Below are 26,891 nucleotides of genomic sequence, written 5' to 3' on the forward strand. Positions count from 1 at the left end.
ATGTTTTTAAAAGATGCGTAGCCCGAAAAAAACAGTGTCATTATTTCAATCTCATGCCATAATGCCATCTAGTAAAATCAGTAATATTAGAAATAACTAAAAAGTCAATAGTTTTAAATTGCTGATCAATAGCTGGTAAACTGCATACTTTAGCCCCAATATTTAGATATGCTTGAAAAATATTAGGAATTGATATATTAGACTTTTCTGGATGATTTTGCGGAATTTCTATCAAGTATTTTGCATGAGGACATACTAAAATATGAGGATGGATAAAATTATTTTGTTTTAAATAATTAAAAGTACAAGCTGCTTCTCGATGAGATTGTGTAAGTAAAGATGCACAGCCAAAAAAATATTGTTGTTTAGTCCAAAGTAAATAATTAGCTAATCCTTTCCACAGTAATAATAGAGTATGACTATTGCGGTACTTCTTAGCTATACAAGCACGTCCCACCTCAACAGAAGATTGAAGAACAGCATCAGGAATACCATGAAGATCAAATATATCAGCCGCATCAAATCCTAGATATTGAGCAGCCATTGTATAAGTTTGCATTCTATAAGTACCAATCGTTTCACCCGTATTTTTAGCAATGAGTAATAAATGATGACAAACTTGATCAAACTTATCTTGATCCATTTGGGCAATATTAGAATTAGATAATCCTAAACCGAGTTCTAAATTAAATACTTCAAATCGCAATTGAAAAATAGATTCTAGTTCTTGAGGATTTGCAGCTAGACGCAGGATATATTTATCAGTTTGCAAAATGGGAAAATCAGGAGGATGGAGTTGATAATGATTGTAGCGATAAGAAAGTTCCATCTATTTTCCTAAATATGGCTAAGATATAGATCCCCGACTTCTCAAAGAAGTCGGATATCTGGTTATTCTAGTGATTACATTCTTTTCATTATGAACTTAACTGCTCAAAAAATCTGGTGATAAGATACAAAATCACCCAGTTCATACTTTCAATTGTCAGTAAGAATAGATATTAAAAACCCCCAAATATCTTAAAATTGGGGGCGAAGTTGAATTTACTATGACGGACTTACCGGGATAATATTTAGAAAATAAACATAAAAATCAACTGCGGTGATTATTGTTGTAGCGAACCCTTGTACCAGCCCAAAGTAATTTTTCCCGCAGTGTTTGATAATATGAATTATTTGCCCGTAATACAATAAACTTAGCGCGACAATCAGCCATTCGGACATCAACACGATGTCCTGGCCAAATGGAAGTAGATAACACACCATCCATCCAGAGTTTGGTACTTAAATCATAATCGCCCAAAGGCCAAATACTGACCACAGAACCAGGGGGTAAAACCAGAGGACGACTAGAAAGACTCATGGGACAAATGGGAGTGATGGTAATTGCTTCCATCCCATCGTGCATAATTGGTCCACTGGCAGAAACAGTATAACCAGTAGAACCTGTGGGAGTAGAGATAATTAACCCATCTCCCACATACTGATCTACTATCTCACCATCAATTTCCATTTCTAGAATGGAGGTAATCATTCTGTCAGCAGAAGCGGGTTTGACACAAAACTCATTTAAAGCCAAGTAACTTTCTGTCACGGGTTCTAAATTTGAGCCAGTTCCTTCATAGACCGCTGCTTGTAACATCATCCGCCGTTGGATAGCATAACGGTCTTCTAACAGCCTGTCCCAAACTATTTCTGGATCTTGAAACTCATCTACTGACTCAGTTAAAAACCCCAAATGGCCGCCTACATTCACTCCGAGAATGGGGATGCCGGCTGGGGCTAAATGTCTGGCACTTGTGAGGACAGTACCATCACCACCAAGTACCAAAGCAAGATCAATTGGTTGATTAGCAGAGGCCAAAAAAACCGGATAGGGGTTATCTTTTGGCCCACTAGGTCCCATCAATACTTGGCAATGACGATTTTCTAGTTGTTTAGCACAAAGTTCAGCCCAGCTTTTACTCTGGGGATCTCGTGCTTTATAAGCAATGATTACCTGCTTGAGTTGCACGCACTATTACCACTTCAGAAGATTAAACTGCTCCATATCAACGGTATCGCGGTTGCGATAAATCGTCAGCACAATCGCTAAACCCACTGCCGCTTCTGCGGCTGCCACGGTAATCACAAAAACTGTGAAAACTTGACCTTTAATTAAGGTTGAATCAAGGAAGTTGGAAAATGCCATTAAATTTAGATTAACGGCATTCAGCAATAACTCAATTGACATCAGTACCCGCACTGCGTTGCGACTGGTAATTAAACCATAAATCCCAATGCAAAACAAAGCTGCGGCTAGTAATAAAAAGTATTGGAGTTGCATGATTGTCGGTTGTCAGTTGTTAGTTGGTAGGGGCGAAGCATTTGGAGAAGCATTTTTCGCAACTACCGATAATTTATCTTCCAAATGCTTCGCCCGTACAGTTGTCAGTTGTCAGAACTTCTACCAGTGCCGATGAGTTCTTTGGGGCGTTCTGGTAGGGTTAAAATTGTTTGTTGTAGGTCAGAAGTTGGTACTTGGTCAGGTAAATATTCCCGACGTGCCAAAATAATTGCTCCTACCATTGCTATTAGCAACAGAACGGAAGCTAATTCAAAGGGTAGCAAAAAGTCGCTGAAGAAATGCTCACCAATGACAATGATGGAATTTTGACTAACTACGGGATTAGTTGTATAAGCCCAAGGCGTAGCTAATACCATTGTACTTAAAAGCGCAAATAGTCCAAAACTCACTAAAGCTGTAAATACTTTCCGTAATCCCGCACTAGGTAATGGTGAAAAATCCTGTCTTTTGTTTACCAACATAATGGCAAACAGAATTAAAACGTTAATTGCACCAACATAAATTAGGATTTGTGCTGATGCGACAAAATCACCATTTAGCAATAGGTATATTCCCGCCATGCTGATGAATACACCTCCCAGCAAAAAGGCGGAATAAACAATGTTAGAGAATAGCACCACACCTAGTGCTGTCCCAATCATCATTACGCCAAGAATGCCAAGTGATACAGACTGTACTCCTTCGGCTAGATTCACTGTTTTTGTCCTTAGTTAGTTGTCAGTTGTCAGTTGTTAGTTGTCAGTTGTCAGTTGTAAATTATCTTTCCTAATGACGAATGACTAATAACTAATGACTAATTATTTTTTTCTACCAAGTCTTCTGGACGAGAACCTGCACGGGGGGCATCGGCGGGGACTCCGTGGGGGTCCATTACGCCTTTAGGTAGGTAAACAAGTTCTCGTAATGGTGTCACCATTGGATCGTTTGTAACTTTATAGGGCAAACGTCCCAGGGCTACGCTATCGTAATTAAGTTCATGGCGATCATAAGTAGCTAGTTCATATTCTTCTGTCATGGATAAACAGTTGGTGGGACAATATTCCACACAGTTACCGCAGAAGATACAAACTCCAAAATCAATACTGTAGTGTTTGAGCTTTTTCTTTTTAGTGCCTTTGTCCATTTCCCAATCAACTACAGGGAGATTAATGGGACAAACACGCACACAGACTTCACAAGCAATACACTTGTCAAACTCATAGTGAATGCGACCGCGAAATCTTTCACCGGGAATCAATTTTTCGTAGGGATATTGAACGGTAACAGGTCGCCGTCTCATGTGGTCAAAAGTAACAGATAATCCTTGACCAATATAACGACCTGCTTGGACTGCTTCTTTGGCGTAATCACCAACTTGTTTGAGGAATTTGAGCATTTTTGTGTCTCTCTCTTTGTCAGTTGTCAGTTGTCAGTAGTCAGTTGCCAATCATGAATGACATTGACCACTGACTGCTGATATTTACCCACCGAAGGCGAAGGGAAAGGCTAGTTTGAAGGCTGCGGTTAATAGGAGATTTACCAAGCCTATTGGTAAGAGGAATTTCCATCCTAAGTCTAGCAATTGGTCAATCCTTACTCTTGGTACTGTCCAACGAATGAGGATGGCGAAAAATACTAGTAAGTAGGCTTTGATTACGGTCATGGTAATGCCTATAACCGCTGTGACTACCTGAATTGCTTGGTCACTTTCGCTGACTCCTAACCAACCAGTGATCATGTCAAGGGGTATAGGACAATGCCAACCACCAAGGTACAAAATTGCTACTAGTAAGGCAGAAAGTACCAGGTTAATGTAGGAACTGAGGTAGAAGAGGGCGAATTTCATGCCTGAATATTCGGTTTGATACCCTGCAACTAGTTCTTCTTCTGCTTCTGGTAAGTCAAAGGGTAGGCGCTCGCATTCTGCTAGGGCGGCTATCCAAAAGATCACGAAACCTAATGGTTGTCGCCAAATGTTCCAGCCCAAAATGCCAAAATTAGATTGCTGATTCACGATGTCAACGGTGCTGAGACTGTTGGACATCATAGCGATCGCTAGTACACTCAATGCTAAGGGAATTTCATAACTGATGGACTGCGCTGCTGCCCGTAAACCTCCCAACAAGGCATATTTATTATTGGAGGCATAACCCGCCATTAATAAGCCAATGGGCTGAATACTGGATAATGCAATCCACAAGAATACGCCCATACCGACGTTAGCAATGATAATATTCTGTCCAAATGGCACAATTAAATAGGACAGAAATACTGGTAAAACGACAATAATTGGACCAATGGTAAATAGCCAAGGATCTGCTTTTGCGGGGATGATATCTTCTTTAAATACCAGCTTCAGACCGTCTGCTACAGGCACTAGTAATCCAAATGGTCCTTGGTATTCAGGACCAATCCGTTGCTGTGCTGCCGCAGAAATTTTCCGTTCTAGCCATGTGGCAACTAGGACACCTACTGTAGCCCCAATCAGCATCAATACCATTGGTAATGGCATCCATAGGGCTTTGGCCGCTCCTGGGGGTACGCCTAAGTCCTTGACAGATTGAATAAAAGTTCCTTGGAGGTCAATTCCTGGATTCATGTTTGCTGCTCTTTAAGTCAACGTGCTGATGAACTGTGAAGGATGAAATCAGTTATTCTAATTTTCATCTTTTGTCTTCAGCTTTAGTAATAATCTCTGCTGAGATGATGACCGATTGAAGTTCAATACATTTGCCAATTCATGAGTCTAGTATATCCTTGGATGGTTTTCACCATGAGACTCCACAAGACAACTTCTACTTATGGTTGGGATTGGGAATTGATGATTGGTGGCTGAGGAAATGGGCAAAAGTTTCCCCATTAAGTCGTTAAACAAGACAAATTAGCCGCTTCCCAGTTGGTAACGGTTGTCTATGGTCTACAAATTGTCTGATTTTCCCACACTGGCTGCTGTTGTCAAGTTGCCAATTTTAGCGGGTTTTGATTTTGGACGACAAGCCTCAATGGTAGATAGGACAGTTATCAATCTGCCCATTAGAGGACTTGAATTGAACATCCAAAATCTAGAGTTAATTTATTTGTTAGTTAACGTTGGTCAATGGGAGTGTAGGCGATTTCGTGACGACCGTTGTAAATTTGGGTAGGACGGAAAATCCGGTTTTCTACCAGTTGTTCTTTCCAGTGTGCTAACCAACCTGCTACACGAGCGATCGCAAATACTGGTGTAAACAAGTCTGTAGGAATTCCCATTTTCCTATACACTAAACCGGAATAAAAGTCAACATTAGGATAAATCCCTCTGTCACCCAGTTTTTCCGAAACTACCCGTTCCATTTCCACGGCTATTTCATAGTATTCGTCATAGCCAAACTTCTCAAACAACTGCTCTGCCAAGCCTTGTAAGATTGTAGCGCGGGGGTCTTTGACTTTGTAAACTCGATGTCCAAAACCCATAATTTTAGCTTTGCGTTGCAGAAGATTATCCACATAAGGGACAACATTTTCTACAGAACCGATTTCTTCTAACATCTGAATTACTTCTTCATTCGCTCCACCATGCAATGGTCCACCTAAAGTACCTACTGCACTGGCAACTACTGCATAAGGATCAGTTAAGGTTGAAGCTGTTACCCTAGCACTAAAAGTAGAAGCATTCATTGTATGCTCAACATGAAGAATTAAGCAGATATCGAAGATTTTAGCGGCTAAAGGATCAGGCTCTTTCTCGTTGAGCATATACAGGAAGTTAGCCGCATAGCCTAAATCATCTCTAGGCTTAACTGGATCATTACCTTCCCGCATTAACTGGAACGCTGCTACCATCGTGGGAATAGTCGCTATTAAACGAACAGCCGCGGTACGAATGTAGACAGGATTATGTAAATCCCGACGAGAATAGAATAAACCTAAAGCAGCAGCCGAGGCTTGAAGAGCATCCATCGGATGACCACTTTCAGGAAAGCATTTCATCATATCCCGAATGCGGTATTTGATGCGTCTGTGGAAGAGAACTTCATGCTCAAATTCTTTCAGTTCTTCCTTTGTTGGTAACTCACCCCAAATTAACAGATATGCAGTTTCTAGGAATGTACTTTTTTCGGCTAATTCCTCAATCCTGATACCACGATATTCTAGAATTCCTTTCTGCCCGTCTACATAACTAATACTCGACTGGGCTGCGGGAATACCTTCTAAACCAGGCTTGTATTCGCATACCGTCATGGCAACACCATTTACTTTGTAAAATATCTGCTCACGCTAACTCACCAGAGACTATTTTCACCACAAAAGTTGCAGATGTAACAACTATTACAGCAGGTACTTGGGTGGTGTCAACCAAAACATTTGACTACGACCCCAAGCTGAACCATCATCTGGTAGTTTTATTCCCATCATACCTGCTTTTTTGAGGATGATGCTCTCTTTTGCTTCTCCCCACAGGAGAATTTCTGCCCAATGGCTTAAATTAGGCTCATGGCCTACTAATCCTAGTCGGGTTTTTTGGGGATAATTTCTAGGTTGAAGCCATTCTTGTAGCCAATTTTGAATATTACCATCAAAGCTAAGATGATCTGATGCTTCTAACTGGGAACTCAGTCCAGCAGCAATGAGTATTTCTGCTGTTTGGTAAGCACGGACTAGGGGACTGGTGAGAATTAGATCAAAGTGTAATTCTAGCTTTAGTAATTTTTGAGCGACTTTCTCGGTTTTTTGTCTTCCTTCTGGGGTGAGTTGTCGTTCTTCGTCTTTTAGTTTCGGTTGATGTTCTTCGGCAATGCCGTGACGAATTAAGTATAGTTCCATGTTTTTAGTTGGGTGTTTTTATATGATTTTTTGTTTCGCGCAAAGACGCAAAGAAGCAAAGGCGCAAAGAAGAGGGTAAAATTAGTAATTTCATATTAATATCTATATCAAAAGAATCTAGATCTCTCATATTTTAGCCTTTGCTAATAATCCATATAATATTTCAATCCGTTTGTAATTAACTATATCAATAATAGTTACTTTTTTAGGTTGAACTTCAAAAATGATTCGATATATGCCTACCTTGGCAATAAAATCATTATCTGAGCTTGAATTCAGTTGAGAAACTTCAATTTCTGAACAATCAGGAAATTTTTCTAGATAACTAATAGCATGACTAATCTTTTCTTTTTCTTGAGTTGGTAAAGCATCAAGTGCTATTTGTGCGTTATCATCCAAAACTATTTCATTTTTGTTTGGCTGTTGATTATTAGATTCAGTATAAAGATCCCAATATTCATCAGATAGGTGTTTAAGTTCATTGTAAAAATTAGTGAATCCTTCTTGATCCGAAATCTCCTTAATCTCTACCAGTGTTCTATCCTTTGTTTCTGTTGGTACGGTTGATAAGTCGTGTAACGCAGAAACTAATATTTCTTGAAATTTCTGATTTCTTTGTGCTGTGGTTTCCTTAATATTTTCGGTCATACTAGCCACTGTTTTGCTTAAAAGGCTTCTATGTATGGCAGGAATCCATTCTCCCAATAACTTAACAATCAACATTATAAAGGTATGTAAAACCTCCGAATCTAGCTTCTGAATATAACCGTGAGCCAGACGATTACGCTTTTCTAAGTAAGCTTGAATAATATCAAATTCAGAAATTGATAACTCTCCTAAAGAGTACATTGTTCTTAGCAATCTTATGACTGGTAAACGTTCAACAGGAATTGATACATCAACTGCTCTTTTTCTTAATGCTCCCTCAAAAACACTCCAGAGAAAAAGAAAAGCAGGTTCAATATTATTATTTTCAATAAGCTTGCTAACTTGACTAAAATAGTTGATTAGTTCTTCCCAGGAAGGTAGTTCTTCCGATGTTCCAGGTAATGATTCGGCTTCTATATCTTCAAGTGTTACCAATAAAAAACGCCAGCCCGGATGTCTACTAATTTCTTCCGCTACAGATTGTAAACGCTCAACTGAAACTGGACTAATGCTGGTTTTTACTTCAATTATTAAACCAGATTCATTTTGATTTTTAGTAGCAAGAATATCGGGTTGATAGTTATCCAAATCAAAGGGTAATTGATTCGCCTTCGGGTTTTGTATAACTGTAAATCCTTCATCACGATACTTTTTGATCAAAGATTCAACTTTATCATCACGTAAACTTTTAGTATTGTCTATCATAAGTATTGTTCCAATGGTTGAGATTCACTTACTTTGACATAAACACACTCTTCGCCAATGATGGCACCTTCCCGCAATAATAAAGGTAAATTTGTTATATCAATCGGATCTGACATAAACCGACGGTGACTATCTACATCTAATACTAAATTATCATCTTCATAAACTAAGCCTATAAGTGCATCCTGTATTGGTTTGATAATGTTATCAGTATCAGGTGGAGAATCATCACTACAAATGTAAACTAGCGTAAGCTGTAGATAAGATACTTTAATTGGACTGTCACCTTTCCAAAACTTTTCGGCTTCAGAACGAACAAAATTTTTCCATTCATTCAGTCCTTTCGGTTTTGCTTGTAATGAAACAGACCGTCTGGAAATGAGAAATTCAAAAGGTATTATTGGCATTCCCAGTGCATCTCTTGATTATAACTTAACAAACTTATAAGCACTTTCCAAAACTTACTCCTCAAGTCTTTGGCATATTTCTAAATTGTACCAAATTTATACCTGCTTCTTTGACAGCAAAAGCTAAATTCATTTGCATGGGTTCAGCACTGCTAAACCCTAAATCAATCAAGTCTTTTAATCCGGTTTCAAGACTAAATTGGATTATCTCTCGGATTCACCAATCTCAATAATTTCTGTTTGATTTGTGCGTCGAAAACTTCCCATTTGATTTTGGCATAAGCCGAGTTTTCATTACCACCAGATAAGAAACCCATGGGAATTTCAAAGCCTCCTGCACCCGTTCTTCCACCACCAAAAAATCGCCCAGTGCTATCCTGTCCAAAGGCTTCTTTAATAAATTCATCAGGATCTAAAGTAAGTTTTGTGGTTCTCAGAGATCCTATCACCACTTCTAGTTCGTCATCTTCATCATGAACGATTCCATAAACTACTGCGGTATGCACATTTTCTTCCGTAACGAGAAAATCAGCGGCTTGGGGAATTGCATCCCGGTCATCATAGCGCAAGTAACCAACACCAGCTATGGAAAAGTTATTTTGAACGATGCGGTTTTTAAGCGATCGCTCGATCACATCCATCACCCGCTTAGAACGATTTGCTTGCAAAATAGCATTTAGTAACTGAGCATCATAAAACCTGCTCAAATACCCAGCAGCCATAAAATCTTCTTCTTGGGCTTGCATCAACCGATTTGTATCTGAGCGCAAACCGTGCATTAAAGCTGTAGCACATTTAACGTGCTGGCTAATGCTGTTATCTAAAGTTAATAATCCTGCTTGTAAGTATTGAGTAAAAATTGTGGCTGTAGCTCGCACATAAGGACGAACATCAACAAATTCTGACTTGAGTTCCCCTTGTAAACTATGATGATCCACCAGCACTATCAGGGGAATTCCCGCTTGTTGGATTGCTGGTAATAATTGAGATGTAGTTCCCTGGTTGTCAATTAACACAAACCCTTGATAAGACGACAAATCTTTATTTTTTAAAGTTTGCATCGTCCAGCGTTGAGCAGGTAAATTAGTTAGCTTAACTAAAGCAATATTTTCCTGATGGCTTAAAGTTCCCGCGTAAACAATATCACACTTAATATCATACTGTTGGGCAATTAGTTGGTAAGACCAAGCACAAGAAAGAGCATCAGGATCGGGAAAATCCTGTAAAATCACTAATTGACGTTCATGGCGATGTGCAAGCAGCGTTTTCTGTAACTCTTCTGATTTTTGAGATGCTAGAGAATTGCCACGCTGAACTAAATAGATACCTCCATCACCATTAGAGGATGATAAGGAAGTTCGGGTTAAAGTTGGAAGCTCAATTAGCTCTTTCTCCTTCTCTTTCTCTTTCTCTATTTCCTCTGGATGCGGATCTGTGGTCAATGATAAACTCTCAAATTGAGAAGCCGGATAATTCACGTACATAAGTAACTGTATTTTTAAGCGGGGAAAGGGGGGTATCCATTCAGGCATAATCCAAGCAATAATGCGCTTGTAAAGCTACAGGAGACTTGGCAAAAATCTAAAATTAATTGTCTTGGCACTTTGTCGGGCGGTTTATTTTTGTCAATAGCATGAGTCAAGGATCTATTACATCTACCTCAAGTGCTACAGAGATGCTGAAAATCAGGTACGCTTTACCTCTTGGGTTATATAAAACCTCATAATTTGTGGCTTTGTCTAAACAAATATGCAGATTTTTATGAAAAAAATTTGATAATTATCTTGAATATTTATTTGACTTGTGTTATATTGGACATTCCGTGTGCAAATTGACATCTCAATTTCTAGCTGGCAAGTCATCCACTTATAATTGTAACAAATTATCAGTTAAGAACAAAATCTATCTATATATCGTTTTTTAAAGGACAAAACGCCAATTCTGGAAATTAAGGTTGTTTGATGCTGCGGACATGAAAATATCAGCTTAGTGGAAACTTGCCATAAGCTGTAATAAATACTCATCAAAAGCAAGTGAAACCCCTACTTGTAGTCACTATCGTTGACTTTATTTAGTCAAACGGATATATCTACAGGTAAATTTTGACCTGAACTTTTGTAGTTAATTTTGGGTAATGTCAAAGACCTATGACATACTTTTGCCACTCCTGGTGAAGTCCACTTTTCAGATGCTTCGTTACCTCAAAGTAGAGGCTACTGTAAGGTTGACGGGGTAAATGACGCAAAGGCATTCGGGCTTCTTGAGGTGTACGACAGCCTTTTTTGATATTGCAGCGTACACAAGCAGTAGTAATATTCTCCCAGGTATCTCCACCTCCTCGTGATCTCGGTATCACATGATCGAGAGTTAACCCGTCCCCTGTGTGACCACAGTATTGACAGGTATGGCTATCACGATGCAGGATATTTCGCCGAGTGAGAGGAATTTCCATATAAGGAACGCGGACATAGTGGCGCAACCGGATCACGGTCGGCATGGGAAAATCCGAGTAAAGGAATTTACCGTTGTATTCTAAGCGTTCAGCTTTGCCTTTAATCAACAACACGGTGGCACGTCGCCAACTGGTGATGTTGAGCGGTTCGTAAGAGGCGTTCAGGACTAAAACCTTCCTCATGAATCTGCGCTCAAGGTATTAGTTTTACACATATTAACACAAATATACTCCGCTGGGGATATGAGAATAATTTATACTTTTGTCCTTGACTCAGATCCCGGACTTCTTAAAGAAGTCCGGGATCTTATTTACCTAAAATCGCCATAAAAGAGGATTTAGGGGTTGACTTTTGATTTCAAATCTGTTATCATAAATTTGACAAGGAAGAACTATCTTCTGATAATTCCAAAAATTATTGAGTATTCAGACACACTAATAATATTGCTCGTGCTACTATCTTGTATAAATTACCGGATCAAAGTTAAACTTCCTGATTAAAGTGATATAGCTTCTAGGGGATGTGAGAAGCTTTTCGGTGGTGTGATAGGAGTGAAGTGCAATGTTAAGTCGCAAGCAAACCCCGATTTTTGCTGACAATCAGGAATGTGATACTTATGCTTGGTTTTCTCAGCGGGCTTGGGTAGAAATTGATTTAGGGGCGTTGTCTGATAATGTCAAGCAGTTGGTCAAGTTTTTATCACCACGCACCCAATTAATGGCAGTTGTTAAAGCGGATGCCTATGGACATGGGGCGGTAGCAGTTGCTAAAACTGCCTTAGAAGCGGGTGCTGGTTGGTTAGGTGTAGCGACTGTTCCTGAAGGTATTCAATTGCGGGAAGATGGCATTAAAGCCCCGATTTTAATTTTAGGGGCAACCAACACGCCAGAGCAAATTCAGGCGATCGCTCATTGGCAACTTCAGCCCACACTTTGTAGTCCTAAGCAAGCTTTAGAATTTTCCAACACATTAGAAACTATTAACTATAATTCTTCTTTATCTGTCCATATCAAATTAGATACGGGAATGTCTAGATTAGGCACTAATTGGCAACAAGCGGCGGAGTTTGTGCAGTTGGTACAAGGATTACCCCATTTAGATATTGCCAGTATTTATTCTCACTTAGCAACAGCAGATAGTCCCGACGCTACGGTGATGATGGAACAGCATAGCAGATTTGAAGAGGCGATCGCCCACATCAAAGCTAAAGGGATCACAATTCCCAGTTTACATTTAGCCAACTCAGCCGCTACCCTGGCAGATTCAAGATTACACTATGATATGGTGCGGGTAGGTTTAGCCATTTATGGGCTTTATCCTGCTAATCACTTACAAAATCACATCAAACTGCAACCCGTTTTACAACTCAAAGCTAGAGTTACCCAAGTTAAAACCATAGCCGCAGGAACTGGAGTTAGTTATGGTCATCATTTTATTGCTCCTCAAGAAATGCGTCTGGCTGTAGTTGGCATTGGTTATGCAGATGGAGTTCCTCGTCATCTTTCTAACCAAATGCAGGTGTTAATCCGTGGACAGCGTGTGCCACAAATTGGTGCAATTACCATGGATCAAATTATGTTAGATGTGAGTTCCATCCCCGATTTGCAAGAAGGGGAAATCGTCACTTTGCTAGGAGAACAAGGAAAAGAACAAATATCCGCTGATGATTGGGCAAATTGCCTCAATACCATTTCTTGGGAAATTCTTTGCGGCTTCAAGCACCGTCTACCTCGTGTAGCTGTGATGTAGAGCAATACCCCATACCCTGATTTTAAATTTTGTATTTTTACCTATTGCCATAAATATTTTATTGTGCTAAGGTAAGGTATTGATGCGGATATGGCGAAATTGGCAGACGCGCTAGATTTAGGTTCTAGTTCCGAAAGGAGTGAAGGTTCAAGTCCTTTTATCCGCACTTTTAAATAAATAGCCAAATTAAAGGCACTCAGGAAAATTAAATCCTGATAGTGCTTTTTTGTGTATATTATACTCATTGATCAAAACATAGCAGAGTGATTTTAGACATATATTTTACAAAAAAAAACAGCAAAGGTATTGCTATATAACCCCATAAATTAATGTTCATAATACTCGCCCATGAAAAAATTACACATTGACTTTAATCATCAAGCAGCCGTATACAACAGCCGAGAAAATGGCTATCTTAAATTTCAACTTAATCAACAAACTGGTGCTGTTTTATCCATTGCTCATACTCAAGAAGCAGTTGTTGTACCTGTGACATCGGTTACAGCTATTCCGAATATGCCCGCTTGTATATTAGGATTGATGAATTGGCGCAGTCATATAATTTGGGTAGTTGATTTACCTAAGATGTTTAATTTAGAATGTCTCGATCATCGGTTGCGTCAGTATAATATCATTGTTATTCAAATAGAATCAATGATTTTGGGTTTAGTTGTCCAAGAAATTAAAGGCACAACTAAGTTTATTGCTGATGATATTCGTTCTCCCGTAGGACAAGTAGCATCTAGTTTAGTACCTTACTTGTGTGGTTGTGTGGTGCAACAGGAAGAAATTTTATTGGTATTAGATGCAGTGCATATTTTACGTTCGGATATTCTTGGTATTAACTAATAATTAATACTCGGAAGAAGGGGTAATTTTTTTATTTTATAAATGTGGTGTGAGGAATATATGTTGAATAAAACTGATATCAAACAAAGTGGCAATTCTCAAAATAACGCATCTTTAATTTCTTCAGCAAAAGTTGTTGATATTAGAGGAGAAAATTCTAGTTATAATAGGGTGTGGCATCAGGGAATAGGATATTTACGACAATTTAAATTGAGTACAAAAGCTATAATTTTATCCATAGCTATTGGTACTTTACCAGTTTTGGGAATTGGGGCGATCACTTATCTTTTTGGGAGCAAATTAATTACAAAGCAAATTATTACATCCCAAGAAACTAAAGCAATTAACTTGAGTGATAAAGTTAATAATTTTATTGGACAACGTTATGGAGATATTCAAGTATTATCTGGTATATCTTTTTTAAGTCCTGCTAATTCTGGAAACAAAGCCGGATCAGAAAAATCTAGGAAAACAAGTAAAGTTGATGTCAGCATCATTAATATAGAAACACAAGCATCCTTGGATCGCTTGATAAAAACTGTTAAGGTTTATGATAGTGTCGCTGTATTTGATCTTAATGGAAAAGTGATTATTCAATCAGCCGGAGAATCTTTAATTTCCGAAAAACAACGGATCTATTTTCAAGAAGTAATCAAACAAAATACTCCTATTATTAGTCAAGCAGAAATAGTTAAAAATATAGGCGCAGTAATTTATATAGCTGCACCAATTAAAGATCCAATTCGGGGTAATACTATTGGTATAGTCAGAACCCGTATGCCTGTAAAGGCTTTAGAACCAGTAATAAAAAGTTATATAGATGAGACTAATCAATATTATTTTTTAGATGGAACAGGAAGAATTTTAATTAGTTCCGATCAAAATTTAGTTGGTGAGAAGTTGATAGGTATATATCCTAGTTTAACTAATGTTTTGAATGCGAAAAATATTGATACATTTACAGCCAGGTCCAAAAATAATCAAAAGCAGCAACTCATTAGTTATGTACCATTGCCAATATTATCAGGTTTACCGAATATCAATTGGCAGTTACTTGTGGCGAAAGATGCAGCAATTGCCTTTAAGCCGCAGAGAGAATTTTTGACATTAATTGCTAGTACAACACCATTAATTGCATTATTGATGACGTTGTTTATAGCTTGGTTAGGTCAGTGGATTAATTCTAAAATTTTTAGTACATCTATAATATCCTCTAAGGAAATTCAAGAGCAAATACATTTAGATGTATTTAATAAAGAAGAGGAACAAGAAAAAGAAATTGAATGGCTAAAATTATTCCTAGAAATTACTAGAAAAATTCGTCTAAATCTTCAGTCTGAGGTTATTTATCAAACTGCCATTTCCGAAGTTAGTCAAGTTCTAAAAACAGACAGAGTTATCGTTTATAAACTGCATCGAAAAACCCAAGCTGTTAAGGTAATTGCTGAATCAGTAATTGATGATTACCAAAAAATGCTCGGTGTATATAACAATGATTCCCACTGGCGAGAACTTGGTAAAAATAGTCAATTTGAGGCAATATCAAATATTGAACAAGAGTCAAGTTTAACGCGTAGTTATATCGAGTGGTTAAAGAAATTTTCTGTGCAAAGCAGTTTAACAGCACCAATTTTAAGTCATGGAGAAATTCAAGGATTTTTGATTGCTCATCATTGCCATAATTTTCATATTTGGCAATCTGAAGAAATTAATTTTTTGACCCAAATTGCTACACAAATTGGCTATGCTTTAGAACAATCCCATTTACTAGTAGAGATAAAAAGATTAAAAGCACATAGTCAGACAAACACTAATCAAGACACTTCAGAACTCCAGAATTTTCAGAATAGTATTCAGCAAATTGTCAATCAAATTCAACAAGCTATTGGTGAAGTAAATGTTTATTTGGAAAAATTCACAACAGAAGCAATTATCGAACCTGAAAAAATACACCTAAGCTTAGAAACCATTGACAATATGACTATTGCTATTCAATCTGTAGCTGATATAGCACAACAAGCTGTTACCATTGTTAATGATGCTAACCATAGGGCTACTAAAACTGAAGCAGCGATGGATTTAACATTGCAAAATATTTTCTCTGTCCAAGAAACAGTTGATGAAATAGCTAAAAAGGTCAGACGGTTAGGAGAATCTTCCCAACAAATTTCCCGTGTAGTTTCTGTAGTTAATCAAATTGCTATGCAAACTAATCTATTAGCAATTAATGCCGGAATTGAAGCTGCAAGAGCCGGGGAAGAGGGTCAAGGGTTTGCGGTAGTAGCTGAAGAAGTAGGAGAATTAGCCGCCAGAAGTGCAGCCGCAACTCAAGAAATTGAGGAAATAATTGAGAAAATTCAACGAGAAACTGGTGAAGTATTAAAAACAATGATCATGGGAACTAATCAAGTTACTCAAAGTAGCCATATTATCGAAGATGCCAAACATAGTTTACAACAAATTGTTAATGGATCACAGCAAATAAATACCTTAGTTCAGTCAATTTTGATTTCTACTACATCTCAAGTCCAAACATCACAAATTGTTAGTCAAACTATTAAGGATATTACTATTATATCAGCCCGTAATAGTGATAATTCTCTTGAGGTTTCCCAATCTTTACAAAAAGTAGTAGATATTTCTCAGGAGTTAAAAGATACTATTGAGACTTTTCCACCTAATTGATATTCTCATTTGTTCTGAATTAATAACTAATGACTAAGGACTAATGACTAATGACGAAAGATAAAGAATTAGAAATCCAGATGCAATTTCTGGAAGAAGCAACTGATTATCTCAATACTTTAGAAGGAATATTACTGGAAATTGACACCAGTAAACGCATCGAACTAGAACATATTAATGCTGCTATGCGAGCCGCTCATTCTATTAAAGGTGGAGCAGCTATGATGGGATTTCGGGTATTAAGTGATTTAGCTCATAAATTGGAAGATGCTTTTAAAGTTTTAAAGACTCAGAAAGATTCCTTGGAACTTGATACTCATTTACAAAGTTTATTACTATCTAGTGTTGATTGGTTGCGACAGATTGTGGAATTACTGGCCAAGGGTAATGATTTAGATGATAGTTGGTTAGGAAAATTTTGTTACCCAATTTTTGACGAACTTTATGAGCGTTTAGGTGAACCTACCCCAGAAGATATCACAACTTTACTATCATCAGAAGATGATCCAGAAATTATTCCTTTATTATTTGAAACTGAAGTTGAAGAGTATTTACAACACCTAGAAGCTAGATTAAAAAATAGTAACAAATCGGGATTAAGAGCAGAGTTAGTAATGATGGCAACTGAGTTAGGTGGGTTAGGAGAAATGCTGCAATTAACGGCATTTACCCAACTATGTCAATCAGTTAGTCATTACTTAGAAACTGATCCTGATAGTGCTGTGGAAATTGCTGATTTAGCATTAAAAGCATGGCGACAATCTCAAACTTTAGTATTAAGTAATCTTCGAGGTAATTTACCAACAAGAATTGATTTTGGTAAAGTTATTAATCATAATCTTCCTGAGCCATTAAATAAACAGGATTATTTATTAAATAAATCAGCTATTTCTGATTTTCAATTATTAGAAAATGTCGAATTATCTCCAGAAAGTGCTGATTTTGTTAGTGCTGATAGCGGATTGGCTTCAGAGAATCTGCCAATAGATTACAAATATACCGAACGCAAAACTGATATTCATTTATTTCCTAAAGAAAGAGAAAATCAGGAAAATACAGTTAGAGTTCCTAGTAAACATTTAGAGAAAATTAATGATTTGTTTGGAGAAGTGATTATTCAACGTAATGGGTTAAATGTGCAAATGGAAAGATTACGTAAATTGGTGCGTAATCTCAGTCAAAGAGTCCAAATTCTTGATCAAGAAAATCAAGAACTGCGAACAGCTTATACAAAAATGATAACTCATAATCATCTGGTAGAGGAATCAGCTAATCATGGTAATCAAGGAACAGAAAATAATTTTATAGAACAAGATAGCTATCAAAAATTGAATCTTTTATCTCAAAATGTCATGGAAACTATTGTTCAAGTTGCAGAAGTTACCAGTGATATCCAATTAAGTGTGGATGATACAGACCAAATAGCGCGAAAACTGAATAAAACTTCTAAACAATTGCAAAGACAATTAACTCAGGTGAGAATGCGTCCTTTTTCTGATTTATTGGAACGTTTTCCTAGAGCTATTAGAGATTTAAATGTTGAATATGGAAAAAATGTGCAGTTGAAAATTGAAGGTGGAAATACTTTAATTGAAAGAGGTATTTTAGAGGCTTTAAATGAGCCTTTAATGCACTTGTTACGCAATGCTTTTGATCATGGAATTGAAGATTCTACTACTCGTAAAACTCAAGGAAAACCCGAACAAGGGTTGATTGAAATGAAGGCAGTTTATCATAGTAATCGCACAATTATTACTGTCCGTGATGATGGTCAAGGTATTTCTTTAGAAAAAATTCGTCACCGCGCTTCAAAAATGGGTTTGGATGATTCTTTATTGGCGAGCGCTAGTGATGAAGAACTACTATCATTGATTTTTGAGCCAGGATTTAGCACCTCGGAACAGGTAACAGCTTTATCTGGTCGGGGAGTAGGCATGGATGTAGTCCGTAATAACCTGAAATTAGCGCGAGGAGATGTGAATGTTGACACCCAAGCCGGAGTGGGGACAAAATTTACTTTATCAGTCCCATTTACCTTGTCAGTCGCGCGGGTTTTATTGGTTGAGAGCGATCGCTTAGTGTTAGCATTTTTTACAGACGTAATCGAGGAAATTTTCCTCCTAGAACAGGAGCAAATCTTCTTCCTAGACGGCAAAGAATTTATTAACTGGCAAAACCATCAATTACCATTGCTGCGTCTAAATAGTTACTTTGAGTTTAACTGCTCCCGCTACAATAACCTGGAATTAGAAACTTTGCCGATCATTAATGCTATAAGTGTATTGATAGTCAAACATGATCATCAACAGGTCGCAGTTCAAGTAGAACGCTGCTGGGGTGAGCAAGAGGTAGCTATTCGTCAAGTAGAAGGTAATATTCCCCTTCCCAGTGGGTTTAATAACTGTACAATTCTTGGTGATGGTCGAGTAGTTCCCCTGATTAATACTAATGATTTAGTCTTATGGATTACAACAGGTGAACGTCCCCATATCAGTAATAAATTACCAACAACTAGATTACAAACTGCATTCCTCAAACCGCCAAAAGTAGCAACTGTCAAACAACCTAGTCGCCAAAAAGGGGTAATTTTAATTGTTGATGATTCCATTAATGTCCGCCGTTACCTCGCCCTAACTCTCGAAAAAGGTGGGTATCAAGTAGAACAAGCTAAAGATGGTCAAGAAGCTTTAGAAAAGCTGGAAAGTGGTTTACAAGTGCAAGCGGTAATTTGTGATATTGAAATGCCCCGTATTGATGGTTATAGCTTTTTAGAGCGGATTAATAACAATACAGAGTTAAGAAATATTCCTGTAGCCATGTTAACTTCCCGTAGTAGTAGTAAACATCGTCAGTTAGCTATGCAATTAGGGGCAAAAGCCTATTTTTCTAAACCATATAATGAGCAAGAATTATTAAGGACATTAGAAGAAATAATTTTCCAGATTGCAGAAACAACATGATTGAATTAAAAATATATAAAATACAATAAAGCAATTTTAAATTTGAAAATTTTGGCTGTTTTTAAACCAATGATTCAGTCCACACGGGGCTTATGGCACTTTGGACAAACGGTACTGGGTATTATATTCCGCCACCCCATTACTGGTACAAGTATTATCCCCATTTTACCTGATGGTCAGATTGTTCTCATTAGAAGAAAGGATGATGGTCGTTGGTCATTGCCTGGTGGTATGGTGGATTGGGGAGAAGATGTTCCTCATGCAGTCCGTCGGGAATTGATGGAGGAAACAGGGCTAGAAGTGGTCACAATTCGCCGTTTAGTGGGAGTTTACTCTTCACCAAATCGTGATCCTCGGATTCATTCTATCTGTATTACTGTTGAAGTCGAAGTTCAGGGAAAAATGGCAATAACAGATTCCTTAGAAGTCATGGAAATTCAAGCTTTTCCTCCTAGTTCTTTACCAAAACCAGATATGTCTCATGATCATTTTCGTCAGTTGCAAGACTATTTAAATGGCTTAACAACACTTGCATAAAATATCAAAGATGAAAGATTTTGGGTTTGAAAATTAAATCCAAAGTCTATAATTAAAAATTGCCCAACTTAGACAACTAAATTAGTAAATTAAAATGAATCTTTTATTTCGTAACTCCCGAATCAAACTTAGTCAAGGGGTACTGTTTTGGCGTGAAGTTGGTACAGGAATACCCATGATTTTTCTACATGGTGCATGGAATGATGGCAGTGAATGGGTATCGATAATGGAACTATTGGCTAAAAATATCCATTGCTTCTCACCAGATTTGCTAGGTTTTGGTGAATCAGCAAATCCTAATATTCACCATTCTATAGATTTGCAAGTCGAGTGTTTAGCTGATTTTTTAGAAGCTTTGAAATTAGAAAAAGTCTATTTAGTTGGTAATTCTCTTGGTGGTTGGATTGCGGCTAGTTATGCTTTAAAATATCCAGAGCAAATATCTGGTTTAATATTGTTAGCGCCGGAGGGTGTCGCAGCAAAAGGACAAAAAAAGGAATGGCAAAAAAGACGGCGGTTATTTAACTGTTCACCATTGATAATTAAATTTTTACGCTTCATTCTGCCGCTGATGAGATTGATTGGTTGGGAAGAAAGAATTGTTAAAGATTTAGAATTAAGAAGAGAATTATTACAATCCTCTACGGCTTGTCAATTACTTTTTAACCGCAAGAAACCAGAAATAGAAGCAGAATTATTAGAAAACTACTTACCAGAAATTAAAGTTCCCTGTTTGATTTTACAAGGTAGTCAAGATACAAAAACTGCTATATCGAAAAGTAATACTTATGCTCGATTAATTCCTCAAGTTCAGTTACATAATATTGCTCATGGGGAAAGTAATTTACCAGAAACTTGTGCTGGGGTTGTTGCTGAAGCTATTTGGGATTTTATTAATAAGTAGTCAGGAGTCAGGAGTCAGGAGTCAGGAGGAAGAAGAAAGAAGAAGAAAGAAGGAAGAATAGTCTTAAATCTAGGAAAGTGATCATTGAGATTAAGACTAGATTGACTCTAAATATCGGCGTAACTTACTACTAAACCAGTCAATAACTGTGACCACTACTAATAGCACTAACATCATGGTTGTGGCTTTGGTATATTCAAAACCATCTATATAGCTTTTTAATTGAAACCCTATTCCCCCAGCACCAACTACTCCTAAAACCGAAGCAGCACGAATATTATATTCAAACATCCACAGGGTGTAACCTAATCCTAAAGGTAATATTTGGGGTAATATCCCATACTGGACAATTTGTATTTTCGATGCCCCAATTACCTGTAAAGATTCTAAGGAACGATGATCTACAGATTCTATTGCTTGTTGATAAAATTTAGCAAGATAACCAATAGTATATATTGACAATGCCAATGTTCCAGCAGGTGCGCCTAAACCTGTAGCAGCAACAAAGATTAAACCTAAGATAATTGAAGGTACGGAACGAACAGCATTTTGCAGTAGGTTTGCTATCCATCTTAGCCATAAAGGGGCGATATTATTAGAACTGGCTATGGCAATTGGTAATGATAAAACTGCACCTAGGGATGTTCCCCAGACAGACATTTGCACGGTTTCAATTAATCCTTTAATAGCAATATCTAAAACTTGTAAGTTGGGAGGAAATAACCGAGAAATAAAGTCTATTATGAAAGGAAAGCTATCTTTTAATAATTTAAGATCAACTTGTAATCCTTGTAATGCCCAAATGTAAACTCCTATCATCAATAGAAATACAAGTGAGGGAATAAGCCAAGGATAACGATGAAAAATTTGTGAATTAGAAATTTTTTTCATTGTTTTTAATAACTAAATATAAATTCAACTTTCTTAAATGATATGTGATGAAAATTGCGCTTGTAAATTTTCACATTTACCATCATAAACTACTTTTCCACTATCTAGAATTATTGCCCTTTGAGCGTATTCTGTAGCTAGTGCTAAATCATGTAAAACGGTAATAATAGTTAATCCTTGTTGATGCAATTCTGATAAAGTTGTCATGACTTGTTGTGAGGCTACCACATCTAAACCTGTGGTAGGTTCATCGGCTAAAAGTATTTGTGGAGATTGCATTAATGCTCTAGCAATTGCTACTTTTTGTTGTTGTCCACCACTCAATTGACTAGTTTTTTGATATATTTGCTCTCTTAAACCTAATTGTATTAATAATTCTAAGGCTAATGTGCGATCGCATTGCGGAAATCCCCATAAAGTTTGTCTCGTCTTTCTCACTCCCAATTTTCCACATAAAACATTATCAATTGCTGATAATTGACGAATTAATCCCCCTCCTTGAAATAACATTCCCACATCTCGACGAATTTGCGGTAAGTTTTGATCACCCACAGAAACACCATTAATTGTAATTTCTCCCTTAACTAAGGGAACTAAACCCACAAGTGATTTCAATAATGTTGATTTACCAGCCCCATTCAATCCTAACAATACGACAAATTCACCTTGATTAATTTGGCAATTGATATTATTTAAAATTGGCCGGTGTAGAGATGCAATATAATCTGTTTCTAAATGACAACATTCAATAAAATTCACGTTACTTTTAGATAAATGATAATTTGTAATTACTTCAGAGAAAGGAGTCATGGTTAGTTTTGTGAAAATTTCATCAGAAAATGATAATTTTGTCAGAATTAAGAATTTTATTCCCAATATTCCTAATTCTGAATGCTGACCTTTAAAGATTATTCCATCCCCGCATTTTTCAGGGCTTCCCGCACTGGTTGAAGATGACGATTATGATCAACTCTTACCAATTCTGTGGAATTATATAAACTGCTTAGTAACTGATTATTTTCGGATTTGTTTAACTTTAATAAAGCATTAATTAGCTTTTCTCTAATGATAACTGGGACATCATCATCAATCGCAATACCATGAGCCGGAACACCAGAAATTTTATGTAATATCCTGACTTTATCTCTATTCTCAGCCGCCAAATAGGGAGGGAAAAGAGCATATTCTGAGACTACCGCTACATCTGCTTGACCTCTAACTACAGCATCTAAGGCTTTACTATAATTTCCACCATAACTAACTTTACCAAAGAAGCTATCCAAGCGATCGCGGTTAGGGACAAAACCCTGTTTAACTAACTCACTTACGGGAAAAATAAACCCAGAACCAGATGTTGGAGAAGTAAAAGCAATAGTTTTTCCTCTGAGTTGTTCTAAAGTTGCTTTTGGAGAATTTTTACGTTTTAATTGGCTATTATTGGGAACAACAAAAATAGAATTATAAGTATACCTACCAGAGTAATTTTTGCGAACTTCAGCCAAATATAACCGAGAATTTGCTAATTGTTCAGCCTTTAAAGCCGGACGGCTACTTAAAAACGCTACATCAGCCCGATTTGCTCTTAAAGCTTCTACTGCGGCTGTCTCATCACCTACTTGCGCTTTAACAGGTATCCCTAACTCCTGAGATAAAAAAGCAGCCACATTATTAGCTTTATTTTGCAAGTCTGTGGAATCAGAACGACTAGGAAAAACTATAGTTAAAGGGTTCATTTTCTGAGCAACTAAGCGTGGTGCTGGTTGATTTTTCAAGGGGTTAGCTACGGCTATTTGCATAGAACCCAAACCACTCAAAGCCATTCCCGTCAAGGCTAACAGCCCTCCACTAATCCCCCAAAATTCCTTTTTATTTATTGTCATTTTTTTAACTCCAATTAGAATATTTTTGCGAATTACTTGCAATTATTACCATAAAAAACCTTAGCTTTTTTAATAATAAAAGTCAATAAGCAAAAAAAAGAATTATTCATAACAGTGTTAAAAATCTTTTTATCGGATTTTTATACCAATTCTATTAAAAATGCACTGAATATTAATACCTTCGCCATTGTTCGTAGGTTGGGTTAAGCGACAGCGCAACCCAACGCATTTTTTGGTTTTAAGTAGGTTAGCATTGAAAATTGTCGTTATGGCACTAGGCTTGAGGCAAGGGTGAAGAGATTTTGGGCGATTTTACGTTTCTTTACACAGATTGGTTTTATTCTGTTCACCTACTTAGTGCCTGAAGTTGGGTTTGGTCTTTGTTCAACCCAACCTACGAATCAAGGCTTTTTCAAACCTTTAACCTTTAAATCTCTTCCCTTTGCGCCTTTGCGCCTTGGCGTGAGACTAAAATTCATAACCCTGGGGTTTTACTTACATCCTAAAGATGCACGAGTATCTACACCTGTTTTAGAATTTACACCACTGGCATTAATACAGATTTTTTTTACCTGTATCATATCTAGAATTGCATTGGTAAAATCAGCACCAGTAACATCAACCTGATCAAAAGTGGAACGCAACATCATGGCTTCTGTAAAAACTGCATCACTTAAATCAGAATTTTTGAATCTTGATAAATAAGCAATACCTTGACTAAAATCTACACCGTGAAAATTCACAGTATCCAGTAAAGTACCGTTAAATACAGCACCACGTAAATCAGCATTGTTAAAATTAGTATTCTCTAATTTCACACTTGTAAACTCAATCCCAATTAAACTTTGTCCAGAAAAGTCCTTCCCCCCGACTCCCTTGTTAGTAAGAGAATTAGTTACACTCGAAGAGCTTGCAGCTTGCGCTGATAAGGGAAACACAAACAACACTAAGGCTAAAATCAGACTAGCTAATATTGAGCGATACTTCATAATCTTTGCTTAATAAATCTCAACAATTCCACTATTAATCATTAAACCGCAGGAAGGATGCAGAAGTAATTCTCTGCTAAATTACCAGCAATCCCGTAGGATAGATAAATGTTGAGGTGCTATCCCAAGTAAATATAAATAACCACCTGTGGCTAATCAAGAAAATACTCCCCTGTCGGCAGTCGCTCATGGGGGAAACCCCCAAGACCGCGCTGCCTCCCAATCTCTGACGCGAACCCCTTTATATCAAATGGGTGTAGAACTCAAAGCCAGATTCACCAGCTTTGGGGGCTGGGAAATGCCCATACAATACAGCGGTATCACCCAAGAACACCACGCTGTCAGAAATACTGCGGGAATGTTCGATATTTCTCACATGGGCAAATTTACCCTCCAAGGTAAAAACCTGATTTCCCAACTTGAGTATTTAGTTCCTTCCGATTTAAGTCGTTTACAGCCTGGACAAGCGCAATATACCGTCTTACTTAACCCCCAGGGCGGAATCATTGACGACATCATTATTTATTACCAGGATACAGACAGTGCTGGTAAGCAAAATCTAGTCATCATTGTTAACGCCTCAACTACCGACAAAGACAAACAATGGCTATTGGCACATCTTGATCTTGATGTAGTTAAATTTCAAGACCTGTCACAGGATAAAATCTTAATTGCTGTTCAAGGCCCAACAGCTACTCATTCTCTGCAATCCTTAATTTCAGCAGACTTATCACCTATTAAGGCTTTCGGGCATTTAGAAACAACCATTTTCGGAAAACACGCATTCCTCGCCCGGACAGGGTACACTGGCGAAGATGGTTTTGAGGTGATGGTAGATTCATCAGTGGGTATAGATTTGTGGCAGAGTTTATATGATCTTGGTGTTGTGCCTTGCGGACTTGGTTGTAGAGATACATTGCGTTTAGAAGCGGCAATGGCACTTTATGGGCAAGATATTGATGATACCACCACACCGCTAGAAGCTGGTTTGGGTTGGTTAGTACATTTAGATACTAAAGGTGATTTCATTGGTCGGGAAGTTTTAATACAGCAAAAAGCCCAAGGAATGTCCCGTAAACTCGTAGGTTTGCAAACACAAGGACGAAATATTGCTCGCCACGGCTACCCCGTATTATCATCAGATCAGGTGGTAGGCGAAGTAACAAGTGGTACTCTCTCACCTACGCTTGGTTATCCCATAGCCTTAGCTTATGTTCCCACCCAGTTAGCAACCCTCAAGCAGCAGCTAGATGTGGAAATTCGCGGCAAGGCTTATCCTGCGGTAGTTGTAAAACGCCCATTTTATCGCTCAAAGAATCGTGTTCCTAACTGATAATCTTTGCGGTTTTTGAGGAATAATGTGGTTTAGGTTACTGTTGTAACACTATTTTTTTAACAGAGAACGTGATATGTCTTTTGAATATCCCCAGGATTTGCGATACTTAGACACCCATGAATATGTTCGTCTAGATGGCGACATTGCTACTATCGGTATTTCCGAATTTGCTGTTGATCAATTAGGTGATATTGTTTTTTTGGAACTGCCAGAAATTAATGATGTTATCACTCTAAATGACCAATTTGGTACAATTGAATCAGTAAAAGCCGTAGAACACCTGAATTCACCAATCAGCGGTACTGTCATAGAACGGAATCAAGCTGTAATTGACTCTCCTGAAGATATAGCAGAAGATCCCTATGGAGAAGGTTGGTTGATTAAAGTGCGTATTAATGATGCTGCTGAAATAGAAGACGCTATGACAGCAGATGGATATCGCGCTTTGGTAGAAGGTGAGTAAATAATTTAACATTCATATTACTCAAAATGTAGAGATGTTTCCCAGTAACGTCTCTACATAGGGTTTGCTGAATAAACCTACAACCCAGACGCATCAAGATTTTTATCTGTATAAAGTTTTTAGCTACAGTCTGCTTCGGCTTTTTTCGCAACTTGAAAAGCTGAGATAAGTAAGTTGGCGCAAAGAAATCAAACTATGTAAAGATAAGTAAATACGGAAAATCAATCTACTGAGGTGATTAAAATATGGGCGCTCGTTTAAGGGTATTTTTAACTCGTGAGCAAGATAAAACCCTGTTGAACCTAA

General features: G+C 37.6%; 25 protein-coding genes and 1 tRNA gene. 10 read left to right on the plus strand and 16 right to left on the minus strand.

Translation table 11 applies throughout. The annotated features are described in order from the left end of the window. Positions 1-40 precede the first annotated feature (40 nt). From PN450_RS22150 to nuoK, 3 genes are all read right to left on the minus strand, one after another. Positions 41-829, minus strand: a complete 789-nt coding sequence (locus PN450_RS22150) for a GNAT family N-acetyltransferase (RefSeq protein WP_271837579.1) — start codon at positions 827-829, stop codon at positions 41-43. Positions 830-1,093: 264 nt separating this feature from the next. Further along, the gene (locus PN450_RS22155; RefSeq protein ID WP_148760329.1) at positions 1,094-2,014 is read right to left on the minus strand and encodes an NAD(+) kinase; all 921 of its coding nucleotides are present in this window, start codon (positions 2,012-2,014) and stop codon (positions 1,094-1,096) included. Between the two features lie 6 nt (positions 2,015-2,020). Then, a complete protein-coding gene (gene nuoK / locus PN450_RS22160) occupies positions 2,021-2,326 on the minus strand; it encodes an NADH-quinone oxidoreductase subunit NuoK (RefSeq protein ID WP_015080280.1) in 306 nt (101 codons plus the stop codon). A gap of 23 nt (positions 2,327-2,349) precedes the next feature. Here nuoK and PN450_RS22165 point away from each other — a divergent pair, with 23 nt between their 5' ends. Further along, positions 2,350-2,484, plus strand: a complete 135-nt coding sequence (locus PN450_RS22165) for a hypothetical protein (RefSeq protein ID WP_256370229.1) — start codon at positions 2,350-2,352, stop codon at positions 2,482-2,484. On the opposite strand, the gene PN450_RS22170 is transcribed toward PN450_RS22165, so the two are convergent. The 9 genes from PN450_RS22170 to PN450_RS22210 form a co-directional block, all read right to left on the minus strand. Next, a complete protein-coding gene (locus tag PN450_RS22170; RefSeq protein WP_015080281.1) occupies positions 2,431-3,042 on the minus strand; it encodes an NADH-quinone oxidoreductase subunit J in 612 nt (203 codons plus the stop codon). The genes PN450_RS22165 and PN450_RS22170 overlap by 54 nt on opposite strands. A 98-nt stretch (positions 3,043-3,140) precedes the next feature. Further along, positions 3,141-3,722, minus strand: a complete 582-nt coding sequence (ndhI, locus tag PN450_RS22175; protein WP_213713345.1) for an NAD(P)H-quinone oxidoreductase subunit I — start codon at positions 3,720-3,722, stop codon at positions 3,141-3,143. 84 nt (positions 3,723-3,806) lie between these two features. Then, positions 3,807-4,925 (minus strand): NADH-quinone oxidoreductase subunit NuoH, encoded by a 1,119-nt coding sequence (gene nuoH / locus PN450_RS22180; protein ID WP_148760333.1) that lies wholly within the window; start codon positions 4,923-4,925, stop codon positions 3,807-3,809. Between the two features lie 485 nt (positions 4,926-5,410). Continuing rightward, entirely contained in the window at positions 5,411-6,547 is a 1,137-nt protein-coding gene (locus PN450_RS22185) for a citrate synthase (RefSeq protein WP_168696122.1), read from the minus strand. Positions 6,548-6,634: 87 nt separating this feature from the next. Further along, the gene (sixA, locus tag PN450_RS22190) at positions 6,635-7,129 is read right to left on the minus strand and encodes a phosphohistidine phosphatase SixA (RefSeq protein ID WP_271837580.1); all 495 of its coding nucleotides are present in this window, start codon (positions 7,127-7,129) and stop codon (positions 6,635-6,637) included. Between the two features lie 126 nt (positions 7,130-7,255). After that, positions 7,256-8,482 (minus strand): hypothetical protein, encoded by a 1,227-nt coding sequence (locus PN450_RS22195; protein ID WP_271837581.1) that lies wholly within the window; start codon positions 8,480-8,482, stop codon positions 7,256-7,258. After that, the gene (locus PN450_RS22200) at positions 8,479-8,889 is read right to left on the minus strand and encodes a RusA family crossover junction endodeoxyribonuclease (protein WP_271837582.1); all 411 of its coding nucleotides are present in this window, start codon (positions 8,887-8,889) and stop codon (positions 8,479-8,481) included. Before PN450_RS22200 ends, PN450_RS22195 begins: the two co-directional genes overlap by 4 nt. A 194-nt stretch (positions 8,890-9,083) precedes the next feature. Beyond that, the gene (locus tag PN450_RS22205) at positions 9,084-10,373 is read right to left on the minus strand and encodes a DHH family phosphoesterase (RefSeq protein WP_148760339.1); all 1,290 of its coding nucleotides are present in this window, start codon (positions 10,371-10,373) and stop codon (positions 9,084-9,086) included. 653 nt (positions 10,374-11,026) lie between these two features. Next, positions 11,027-11,524 (minus strand): HNH endonuclease, encoded by a 498-nt coding sequence (locus PN450_RS22210; RefSeq protein WP_168632120.1) that lies wholly within the window; start codon positions 11,522-11,524, stop codon positions 11,027-11,029. A gap of 379 nt (positions 11,525-11,903) precedes the next feature. Here PN450_RS22210 and alr point away from each other — a divergent pair, with 379 nt between their 5' ends. From alr to PN450_RS22245, 7 genes are all read left to right on the plus strand, one after another. Then, on the plus strand, positions 11,904-13,091 hold the full coding sequence (alr, locus tag PN450_RS22215; RefSeq protein ID WP_148760343.1) for an alanine racemase: 1,188 nt from the start codon (positions 11,904-11,906) through the stop codon (positions 13,089-13,091). 84 nt (positions 13,092-13,175) lie between these two features. Further along, positions 13,176-13,257, plus strand: a tRNA-Leu gene (locus tag PN450_RS22220). 182 nt (positions 13,258-13,439) lie between these two features. Continuing rightward, positions 13,440-13,940, plus strand: coding sequence for a chemotaxis protein CheW (locus PN450_RS22225; RefSeq protein WP_015080291.1), 501 nt, complete (start codon positions 13,440-13,442; stop codon positions 13,938-13,940). 60 nt (positions 13,941-14,000) lie between these two features. After that, positions 14,001-16,625, plus strand: a complete 2,625-nt coding sequence (locus PN450_RS22230) for a methyl-accepting chemotaxis protein (protein WP_271837583.1) — start codon at positions 14,001-14,003, stop codon at positions 16,623-16,625. Between the two features lie 50 nt (positions 16,626-16,675). Continuing rightward, a complete protein-coding gene (locus PN450_RS22235; protein WP_271837584.1) occupies positions 16,676-19,585 on the plus strand; it encodes a hybrid sensor histidine kinase/response regulator in 2,910 nt (969 codons plus the stop codon). A gap of 69 nt (positions 19,586-19,654) precedes the next feature. Continuing rightward, positions 19,655-20,122 carry an NUDIX hydrolase gene (locus PN450_RS22240; RefSeq protein ID WP_174782899.1) on the plus strand — a complete coding sequence of 156 codons (468 nt, stop codon included), beginning with the start codon at positions 19,655-19,657 and terminating at the stop codon, positions 20,120-20,122. Positions 20,123-20,216: 94 nt separating this feature from the next. Further along, positions 20,217-21,026, plus strand: coding sequence for an alpha/beta fold hydrolase (locus tag PN450_RS22245; protein WP_148760349.1), 810 nt, complete (start codon positions 20,217-20,219; stop codon positions 21,024-21,026). 96 nt (positions 21,027-21,122) lie between these two features. Here the strand turns inward: PN450_RS22245 and phnE are convergent, their stop codons facing one another. The 4 genes from phnE to PN450_RS22265 form a co-directional block, all read right to left on the minus strand. Further along, positions 21,123-21,917 (minus strand): phosphonate ABC transporter, permease protein PhnE, encoded by a 795-nt coding sequence (phnE, locus tag PN450_RS22250; protein WP_271822630.1) that lies wholly within the window; start codon positions 21,915-21,917, stop codon positions 21,123-21,125. Between the two features lie 33 nt (positions 21,918-21,950). After that, positions 21,951-22,727, minus strand: a complete 777-nt coding sequence (locus PN450_RS22255; protein WP_148760353.1) for a phosphonate ABC transporter ATP-binding protein — start codon at positions 22,725-22,727, stop codon at positions 21,951-21,953. A gap of 98 nt (positions 22,728-22,825) precedes the next feature. Further along, positions 22,826-23,797, minus strand: a complete 972-nt coding sequence (locus tag PN450_RS22260) for a phosphate/phosphite/phosphonate ABC transporter substrate-binding protein (RefSeq protein WP_271837585.1) — start codon at positions 23,795-23,797, stop codon at positions 22,826-22,828. 491 nt (positions 23,798-24,288) lie between these two features. Beyond that, complete coding sequence (locus tag PN450_RS22265) at positions 24,289-24,786, minus strand: pentapeptide repeat-containing protein (protein WP_148760357.1); 498 nt, start codon at positions 24,784-24,786, stop codon at positions 24,289-24,291. Between the two features lie 148 nt (positions 24,787-24,934). Here PN450_RS22265 and gcvT point away from each other — a divergent pair, with 148 nt between their 5' ends. Both gcvT and gcvH read left to right on the plus strand, forming a co-directional pair. Then, positions 24,935-26,119 (plus strand): glycine cleavage system aminomethyltransferase GcvT, encoded by a 1,185-nt coding sequence (gene gcvT, locus PN450_RS22270; protein WP_015080300.1) that lies wholly within the window; start codon positions 24,935-24,937, stop codon positions 26,117-26,119. Positions 26,120-26,195: 76 nt separating this feature from the next. Next, positions 26,196-26,585, plus strand: coding sequence for a glycine cleavage system protein GcvH (gene gcvH, locus PN450_RS22275; RefSeq protein ID WP_148760359.1), 390 nt, complete (start codon positions 26,196-26,198; stop codon positions 26,583-26,585). Positions 26,586-26,891: the final 306 nt, after the last annotated feature.

The sequence above is a fragment of the Dolichospermum lemmermannii CS-548 genome (assembly GCF_028330815.1).
Classification (GTDB): domain Bacteria; phylum Cyanobacteriota; class Cyanobacteriia; order Cyanobacteriales; family Nostocaceae; genus Dolichospermum; species Dolichospermum lemmermannii.

Coding starts and splice junctions, on each gene's coding strand:
- PN450_RS22265 (WP_148760357.1), bottom strand. CDS start 24,786: ATGAAGTATCGCTCAATATTAGCTAGTCTGATTTTAGCCTTAGTGTTG.
- PN450_RS22255 (WP_148760353.1), bottom strand. CDS start 22,727: ATGACTCCTTTCTCTGAAGTAATTACAAATTATCATTTATCTAAAAGT.
- PN450_RS22185 (WP_168696122.1), bottom strand. CDS start 6,547: ATGACGGTATGCGAATACAAGCCTGGTTTAGAAGGTATTCCCGCAGCC.
- ndhI (WP_213713345.1), bottom strand. CDS start 3,722: ATGCTCAAATTCCTCAAACAAGTTGGTGATTACGCCAAAGAAGCAGTC.
- PN450_RS22240 (WP_174782899.1), top strand. CDS start 19,655: ATGATTCAGTCCACACGGGGCTTATGGCACTTTGGACAAACGGTACTG.
- sixA (WP_271837580.1), bottom strand. CDS start 7,129: ATGGAACTATACTTAATTCGTCACGGCATTGCCGAAGAACATCAACCG.
- phnE (WP_271822630.1), bottom strand. CDS start 21,917: ATGAAAAAAATTTCTAATTCACAAATTTTTCATCGTTATCCTTGGCTT.
- nuoH (WP_148760333.1), bottom strand. CDS start 4,925: ATGAATCCAGGAATTGACCTCCAAGGAACTTTTATTCAATCTGTCAAG.
- PN450_RS22195 (WP_271837581.1), bottom strand. CDS start 8,482: ATGATAGACAATACTAAAAGTTTACGTGATGATAAAGTTGAATCTTTG.
- PN450_RS22150 (WP_271837579.1), bottom strand. CDS start 829: ATGGAACTTTCTTATCGCTACAATCATTATCAACTCCATCCTCCTGAT.
- gcvH (WP_148760359.1), top strand. CDS start 26,196: ATGTCTTTTGAATATCCCCAGGATTTGCGATACTTAGACACCCATGAA.
- PN450_RS22210 (WP_168632120.1), bottom strand. CDS start 11,524: ATGAGGAAGGTTTTAGTCCTGAACGCCTCTTACGAACCGCTCAACATC.
- nuoK (WP_015080280.1), bottom strand. CDS start 2,326: ATGCAACTCCAATACTTTTTATTACTAGCCGCAGCTTTGTTTTGCATT.
- alr (WP_148760343.1), top strand. CDS start 11,904: ATGTTAAGTCGCAAGCAAACCCCGATTTTTGCTGACAATCAGGAATGT.
- PN450_RS22260 (WP_271837585.1), bottom strand. CDS start 23,797: ATGACAATAAATAAAAAGGAATTTTGGGGGATTAGTGGAGGGCTGTTA.
- PN450_RS22235 (WP_271837584.1), top strand. CDS start 16,676: ATGACGAAAGATAAAGAATTAGAAATCCAGATGCAATTTCTGGAAGAA.
- PN450_RS22245 (WP_148760349.1), top strand. CDS start 20,217: ATGAATCTTTTATTTCGTAACTCCCGAATCAAACTTAGTCAAGGGGTA.
- PN450_RS22225 (WP_015080291.1), top strand. CDS start 13,440: ATGAAAAAATTACACATTGACTTTAATCATCAAGCAGCCGTATACAAC.
- PN450_RS22230 (WP_271837583.1), top strand. CDS start 14,001: ATGTTGAATAAAACTGATATCAAACAAAGTGGCAATTCTCAAAATAAC.
- PN450_RS22200 (WP_271837582.1), bottom strand. CDS start 8,889: ATGCCAATAATACCTTTTGAATTTCTCATTTCCAGACGGTCTGTTTCA.
- PN450_RS22205 (WP_148760339.1), bottom strand. CDS start 10,373: ATGTACGTGAATTATCCGGCTTCTCAATTTGAGAGTTTATCATTGACC.